This window comes from Duganella phyllosphaerae, assembly GCF_001758785.1.
GTDB classification, from domain to species: Bacteria; Pseudomonadota; Gammaproteobacteria; order Burkholderiales; family Burkholderiaceae_D; genus Rugamonas; species Rugamonas phyllosphaerae.
Genome location: NZ_LROM01000128.1, coordinates 21,713 through 28,604, shown reverse-complemented (window position 1 = coordinate 28,604; position 6,892 = coordinate 21,713). Strand labels below are relative to the sequence as shown.

Below are 6,892 nucleotides of genomic sequence, written 5' to 3'. Positions count from 1 at the left end.
GTCAGCGCCTGCTGCTCGTCGGCGGCGCGTTGTTGTTCGGCTTGCAACGCGGCCTGGGCCTGGGCGGCGCGTTGCGTGGACAGCTCGTTGGCTTGTGCTTGCGCCGCGACGTGCAGCGCCAGCGTGGCCGCTTCCTGTTCTTCGGCCTGGTTCTGGCTGGCGGCCAGCTCGGTGGCGGTGCGCGCCAGTTGCGTGCGCTCGTCGGCCAGGGCGGCGGCGCGCTGGTGTTCCTGTGCCTGTAAGCGCGCCGCGTCGGCGGCGGCGATATCGCTGGCCTGGCGCAGCTTGGCCTGGTCCAGCGCCAGCGCTTCGGCTTCCACCTTGGCGTGGGTGTCGAGTTCCGCTTCCTGCTCGGCCTGCACCCGGGCCAGCGCCACCGCGCGCAGCTGGTTGTCGGCTTCGATGCGCGCTTCGGTGGCGGCCATGATGCGGGCGTCCGCTTCGCGCCGGGCCTGGGCGCTGGCGGCGGCCACCATTTCCAGCCGTTCGCGGTTGAGCGCCACGTCGCGGATTTCCTTTTCGGTTTGCAGGCGCAGGTGCAGCGACTGGGCGGCGCTGCGGTCCGACTCGGCCTTGGCCAGGGCGATCTGCTCGCGCTCCTGCTCCAGGTGGGCCAGCGCGCGTGCTTCTTCCAGCGCCCGCACTTCGGCGGCGGCGCGGTTGAAGGCCGATTCGAGCGCGATCTTGTCGGCGCGCTCGCGCTGCACGGTCAGGTCGAGGGCTTCGGCTTCGGCTTCGGCCAGCATCTGCGCGGTCTGGCGCGCCGAATGGGCATGGCGCTCGCGCTCGCGCGCCATGGTGGCCACGCGGGCGTCGGCGCTGGCAATGCCCACCACCTGGTCCTTGGCGGCCTGCACCGCAGCCACGCGTTCGACCGCCTGCAGGCGGGCCTGTTCGGTTTCCACTTCCAGTTCGTCGGCGGCGCGCGCAGCCTGGGCGGCGAGCGCCGATTCGACCGCGATCTGCTCGGAGGCGCGCAGGCGGCTTTCGTTTTCGGCACGGGCCCGCTGTTCGGCAGCCTGGCGGATCAGGTTGTCCGCTTCCACGCGGGCGCGCAGTTCGGCGGTTTCCTGCTTGACGGCGTCGAGCCGGGCCACGCTGGCCTGGGCGGCGGCGCGCAGCGATTCGAGGCGGTCGCGGTTGGCGGCAATCGCGTCTTCGGATGCCTGGGCGTTTTGCTGGGCGGCGGCAGCGGCGGCGGCGTCCATCGCGGCGCGGTCTTCGGCCAGGGCACGGGCGCGCGACTCGGCGTGGGCGCGGTTTTCGGCGGCGCAGGCGGCTTTCGCTTCGGCTTCCACGCGGGCGATGGCTTCCTGGATCGCCTTCATTTCCATGGCTGCGCGCGGCGCGTTGACGGTGGGCGCCGGCTCGTCGTGCAAGGTGACCTTCGGCAGCGTGTCGGACAGGGACGTGAAGGTGGCGCTGTCGATCTCGACGGTATCGATGGGGGCCAATTGTGCTTGCATGAGGGTTCTCGCTGACGATATGTCCCGATCCACACCGGGACTTCTGAACAGTCATTATCGAACAGCGAGGCAGCCGGCCGAATGGCAAGCAGAGCGGGAAAAACCCGCTATTTCGGTCGTTAGACGGGCAGCCGCGGCTCGTCCATGAGGGCGACCTGCTCGCGCAGCTCGAGGATGCGGTCCTGCCAGTACTGCTGGGTGTTAAACCACGGGAACGCCACCGGGAAGGCGGGATCGTCCCAGCGCCGGGCCAGCCAGGCCGAGTAATGGATCAGGCGCAGCGTGCGCAGCGCTTCGACCAGGTGCAGCTGGCGCGGGTTGAATTCGCAGAAGTCTTCGTAGCCGGCCAGGATGTCGCTCATCTGGCGCACCTGGTCGGCGCGGGTACCGGACAACATCATCCACAGGTCCTGGATGGCCGGGCCCATGCGGCTGTCGTCGAAATCGACGAAGTGCGGGCCGGCATCGGTCCACAAGACGTTGCCGCCGTGGCAATCGCCGTGCAGGCGCAGCTGCGGCAAGTCGCCGGCGCGGTCATAGCTGCGGCGCACGCCATCCAGGGCCTGCTGCGAGATGCTGGCGTAGGCTTCGGCCAGGTCGGCCGGAATGAAGCGGTTGGTTTGCAGGAACTCGCACGGCTCGACCCCGAAGGTGGCGATGTCGAGCGCCGGGCGGTGCTGGTACGGCTGGATGGCGCCGACGGCGTGGATGCGGGCGATGAAGCGGCCGGTCCATTCCAGCACGTCCGGGGCATCGAGCTCGGGTGCGCGGCCGCCGTGGCGAGTGAACACGGCAAAGCGGAAGCCGTTGAAGTGGTGCAGCGTGGCGCCCTGCACGGCCAGCGCCGGCACCACGGGAATTTCGCGCGCGGCCAGTTCTTCGGTAAAGCCGTGTTCCTCGAGGATGGCGGCGTCGCTCCAGCGGCCCGGGCGGTAGAACTTGGCCACCAGCGGCTTGCCGTCTTCGATGCCGACCTGGTACACGCGGTTTTCGTAGCTGTTGAGCGCCAGCAGGCGGCCGTCGCCGCGCAGGCCGATGCTGTCCAGCGCATCGAGCACGCACTCGGGGTTGAGGGCGGCGTACGGGTGCGGCGCGGCCGCACCTTTGGCAACGCCGCCGTCGTGGGCGTCGGCCATGGCGGCGGCCAGTGCGGCGGCGCGGGCGTCGGCGGCCGCGTCGGCAGCTTCGTCCTCGTCGTCGTAGTGTGTATTGGGGGTTTCTTGGCTCATGGCGTCATTGTACGTGGCGCGGCGTGTATACTGGCGCCTTCCAAGTAAAAGCACCAGAAAGATAAAAAATGCAACTCGACCAGCCCCTGAGCGACAAAGAATTCGACGAACTCGACAGTTTCCTGCTCTCCGACCGCAGCCCCGAAGATGCGATGACGATGGACATCCTGCACGGCTACCTGACCGCGATCGCCATCGGCCCGGAAACCGTGATGCCGGCCGAGTGGCTGAAAAAAGTCTGGGGCAAGGAAGACACCGACGTGCCGACCTTCAAGCACGCCAAGGAAGAGGAACGCATTCTCGAACTGATCATGCGCTTCATGAACGAAGTGCTGGTGACGTTCGAAGTGGCGCCGAAAGAGTTCGAAGCGCTGTTTGTCGAGCACGAGCACGAAGGCCAGACCCTGATCGACGCCGAAGCCTGGTGCTGGGGCTTCTGGGAAGGCATGGACCTGCGTCCCGGTTCGTGGGACGCCATCTTCACCGAACTGCCGGAACTGATGAAACCGATCTACCTGCTGGGCGCGGACGAAATCGAGGAAGACGAACTGGCGCTGGTGGAAGACCCGGTCAAGGCGCACAAGCTGGCGCTGGAACTGGAAGCGAACCTGCCGGCCATCCACAAGTTCTGGGTACCGCGCCGCAAGGCCGCCGTCGAAACCGTCAAGCGCGACGAGCCGAAAGTGGGCCGCAACGACGAATGCCCTTGCGGCAGCGGCAAGAAGTACAAGAAATGCCACGGTAACGACGGCGCGGCGGAATAACTATTCCGTTCGGGTAGGGTCACGGCCCTGCCCGTTCCAGTAAAATCGGGCTTCTTCTCCAGGATGCCCATGTTCTCCCTGCCTTTCAAACTCCCCACGACGGCCACTGCGCCGTTCTGTCCGTCCGAAGTTGCCGGGACCGTCGCGGTCACGGCGGGCGATCCCTATTGGAAAAAAGTCCTGCGCTTTGCCGGTCCCGGCTTGCTGGTCTCGGTCGGCTACATGGACCCGGGCAACTGGGCCACGGCGATCCAGGGCGGCTCGCAGTTCGGCTACCAGTTGCTGTACGTGGTGGTGCTATCGAGCCTGGCCGCCATCGTGCTGCAATGCCTGAGCATGCGCCTCGGTATCGTCACCGGCAAGGATCTGGCCGTGCATTGCCGCGAACAATACAAGCCGCCGGTGGCCAAAACCCTGTGGGGCTTTGCCGAGATTTCCATCATCGCCTGCGACCTGGCCGAGGTGCTGGGCTGCGCGCTGGCGTTCAAGCTGCTGCTCGGCGTGTCGCTGCCGGTGGGCGTGGCGCTGACCGCGCTCGACACCCTGATCATCCTCGGTTTGAAGGGCAAGGGGTTCCGCCAGATCGAGGCCATCGTGCTGGGCCTGATTTTGACGGTGGCCGTGTGCCTGGTGGCCGAACTCATTTTTGTCAAACCCGACTGGCAGGCGGTGGCAGCCGGCCTGATCCCGTCGATGCAAACCCTGGCGCAGCGCGAGCCGCTGTACCTGGCCATCGGCATCCTGGGCGCCACCGTCATGCCGCACAACCTGTACCTGCATTCGTCGGTGGTGCAAACGCGGGTGGTCTCCGCCGCCCCGGCTGCCAAACGCGAGGCGATCGGCCTGGCCCGTATCGACACCATCGTCTCGCTGCTGCTGGCGTTATTGATCAACGGCGCGATCCTGGTGGTGGCCGCTGCCGCGTTCTACGAACCCGGCAACACGCGCGTGCTCGACATCGACGACGCCTACCAGTTGCTGGCGCCCGTGGCCGGCACCGCGCTGGCAGCGATATTGTTCGGCCTGGCGCTGCTCGCTTCCGGCCAGAGCTCCACCTTCACCGGGACGATTGCCGGCCAGGTAATCATGGAAGGTTTTCTGAAACTGAAGATCCCGTGCTGGCAGCGGCGCCTGATCACGCGCGGCCTGGCGCTGATCCCGGCCATGATCGGCGTGCTGACGCTGGGCGAACACTCGGTGGGGAAATTGCTGGTGCTGAGCCAGGTGGTATTGAGCCTGCAACTGCCGTTCGCCATGTATCCGCTGATCAGCCTGACCTCGCAACGCCGCATCATGGGCGACTTCGTCAACGCCTGGTGGACCACCGCGCTGGCGTGGCTGCTGTTCGTGGTGATTTCGGCGGCGAACGTTTGGCTGGTGTGGCAGGCGGTGGCTGGGTGATCTGACCAGACCTCAGGGCGCGGTGACTGCTGCTGGCGCTGGTACTGGCACTGCGGCTTCCGCCGCCAACACATACCCCGCCACATCATCGAGCGTCGGCGCCAGCCAGCGCAGTGGCGCGGCGACCGAGCCGATCAGGGTGGTGTGACTGACGCGGTCGTAATACAGTTCCGTGACCGGTACCTGCTGCGCGCGCAGCGCCTGGGCCAGGCGGCCGGTGTTGCGTTGCGGGTTGACCAGCTTGTCGCTTTTGGCGGCGATCAGCAGGGCTGGCGGCGACTGCTTCGACACGTGGCGCACCGGTTGCGAATCGGGTGGCGTGTCCGGGAAGTGAAACACCGGCTTGGTGGTGGGGTTTTCGATCGGCAGGAAGTCGTATGGGCCGGCCAGGCCGATCCAGCCGCGCACGTCGGCTGGCGTCATGCCGTGCGCAGCCAGCCAGCGCGGGTCGAGCGCCACCATGGCGGCGTTGTAGGCGCCGGCGCTGTGGCCCATCACGAACAGCCGCTGCGGGTCGCCGCCGTATTGCGCCGCGTGGCGCCTGGCCCAGGCCACCGCCTGCGCCGCATCTTTCAAAAAATCGGGATAGCGCACTTCCGGGTACAGCCGGTAATCGGCCACCACGGTAACGATGCCGTGCGCGGCCAGCGAGCGGCCGATGAAGGCATAGTCGGCGCGCTCGCCAGCGACCCAGTTGCCGCCATAAAAGAACACCACCACCGGCGCCGTGCCGTGCGCGATCAGCGGCCGGTACACATCGAGTTTCTGGCGCGGGTTGTCGCCATAGGACAGGCCCTCGGTGCGTTCGGACTGGCCGCCCGGGGTCAGCGCGTTGAGCGTCCCCAGCGGCGAACAGGCGGCCAGGCCCAGCGCCAGCAGCACGGGCACCAGGGTAATGACGACAGTGCGGGAGATGCGCGGCATGGATAGTCGGGATTGGTTGGAATACCCTAACTCTACAGCGCGGCAGCCTACGGCACAGTGCGCTGATGCACGGAATTACCGGCTGGCCGGGCGAACCATGGTGGCGGTGTAGTCGCGCAGCAGGTAGCCATCGGGAATGGCGCGGCACAGTTCGGAGGAATACGCTTCGACCAGCTGGAAACCGGCGGCGGTCCATCCCCAACTGGCCTTGACGTTACAGTCACCGAGGCCACGGCGCTTGCCTATGCTGGTCAGTTCGTTGTTGTAGAACGCGGCTTCCAGCACCAACGGCTGCTCGCGGCCGAGGGCATCGCGCAGCCTGGCCGGTTGCGGTGCATAAGGTGGTTTGTCGTTGGCGATCCACACTGCAAAGCCGGACTGGTAGATGCCGCGTGTGCACTGGAGTATCAACAGCACCTGGCTGGCGGACAGGCGGTGGATCTCGTTATCGCGCTCGCCGCCATCGAAGTCGATCGGGTCCTCGCAGCCGTCATTCTTGAGCGTCGCCAGGATCAGCGGCAGCAGGCGCCGGTCATCCTGGCGCGGCGCTGCGACCGGCAGCAACCGCACCACCGGCACCACCGGCACCACCGGCACCGGCGCACGGACGGTATCGACTGGCCTGGTGCCGGGCCTGACCAGCGCGGTGGGCGTACCGAGCCGCCCCTGCACGTCGTCGATCCGCAGCAGTGCCGCCTTGATGCCGGCCAGCGAGAGGATCCATTCGCGCTTGCCGTCGGCAATGCGTGCGGCATCGGCGTCGCGCAGCAGCGGCAGCAAACGCGCCACCTGCTCGGGCGGCAGCTCCGTCCCGGCCGGCAAGCCGCGCAGGATGGCTGTCCCGACCTGCACCGTCAGCGAGCCAGCGACAACCTCGTCGTTCGCATACGGCATCAACCGCAATTTGACGGGCGCTGCGGCGCCAGCTTCGCGCAGCAGCGACACCACTACCGGCGCCGGTGCATCTTCGGCCTCGTATCCGGCCGCCTCGCAGCGGCGGGTGTTATCGCACGCCACTTCCCAGTCCTTGAAGACCTGGTGACTGGCATGGGCGGCGCCGCAGACGAGTGCGAACAGCAATGCCGGCCAGAGGGTCTTGATCACTGAC

6 protein-coding genes are annotated in these 6,892 nt (G+C 67.1%); 2 read left to right on the top strand and 4 right to left on the bottom strand.

Features of this window, described 5'->3' with window-relative positions:
* Both DUPY_RS22155 and DUPY_RS22150 read right to left on the bottom strand, forming a co-directional pair.
* Positions 1 to 1,466: coiled-coil domain-containing protein (locus DUPY_RS22155; protein WP_503826037.1), on the bottom strand; the 1,466-nt coding region annotated here is incomplete at its 3' end.
* 119 nt (positions 1,467 to 1,585) lie between these two features.
* Positions 1,586 to 2,602 (bottom strand): serine/threonine protein kinase, encoded by a 1,017-nt coding sequence (locus DUPY_RS22150; RefSeq protein WP_371851813.1) that lies wholly within the window; start codon positions 2,600 to 2,602, stop codon positions 1,586 to 1,588.
* 161 nt (positions 2,603 to 2,763) lie between these two features.
* Here DUPY_RS22150 and DUPY_RS22145 point away from each other — a divergent pair, with 161 nt between their 5' ends.
* Entirely contained in the window at positions 2,764 to 3,459 is a 696-nt protein-coding gene (locus DUPY_RS22145) for a UPF0149 family protein (protein WP_070251150.1), read from the top strand.
* A gap of 69 nt (positions 3,460 to 3,528) precedes the next feature.
* Complete coding sequence (locus tag DUPY_RS22140; RefSeq protein WP_141749642.1) at positions 3,529 to 4,860, top strand: Nramp family divalent metal transporter; 1,332 nt, start codon at positions 3,529 to 3,531, stop codon at positions 4,858 to 4,860.
* 12 nt (positions 4,861 to 4,872) lie between these two features.
* Here the strand turns inward: DUPY_RS22140 and DUPY_RS22135 are convergent, their stop codons facing one another.
* On the bottom strand, positions 4,873 to 5,784 hold the full coding sequence (locus DUPY_RS22135) for an alpha/beta hydrolase (RefSeq protein WP_070251146.1): 912 nt from the start codon (positions 5,782 to 5,784) through the stop codon (positions 4,873 to 4,875).
* Positions 5,785 to 5,859: 75 nt separating this feature from the next.
* Positions 5,860 to 6,888: a DUF1176 domain-containing protein gene (locus DUPY_RS22130; RefSeq protein ID WP_084640847.1), complete on the bottom strand. Its 1,029-nt coding sequence runs from the start codon at positions 6,886 to 6,888 to the stop codon at positions 5,860 to 5,862.
* Positions 6,889 to 6,892 lie beyond the last annotated feature (4 nt).

What these genes read in the sequence shown, in the direction of transcription:
- DUPY_RS22140 (WP_141749642.1), top strand. Translation starts at nt 3,529, where the DNA reads ATGTTCTCCCTGCCTTTCAAACTCCCCACGACGGCCACTGCGCCGTTC.
- DUPY_RS22135 (WP_070251146.1), bottom strand. Translation starts at nt 5,784, where the DNA reads ATGCCGCGCATCTCCCGCACTGTCGTCATTACCCTGGTGCCCGTGCTG.
- DUPY_RS22150 (WP_371851813.1), bottom strand. Translation starts at nt 2,602, where the DNA reads ATGGCCGACGCCCACGACGGCGGCGTTGCCAAAGGTGCGGCCGCGCCG.
- DUPY_RS22145 (WP_070251150.1), top strand. Translation starts at nt 2,764, where the DNA reads ATGCAACTCGACCAGCCCCTGAGCGACAAAGAATTCGACGAACTCGAC.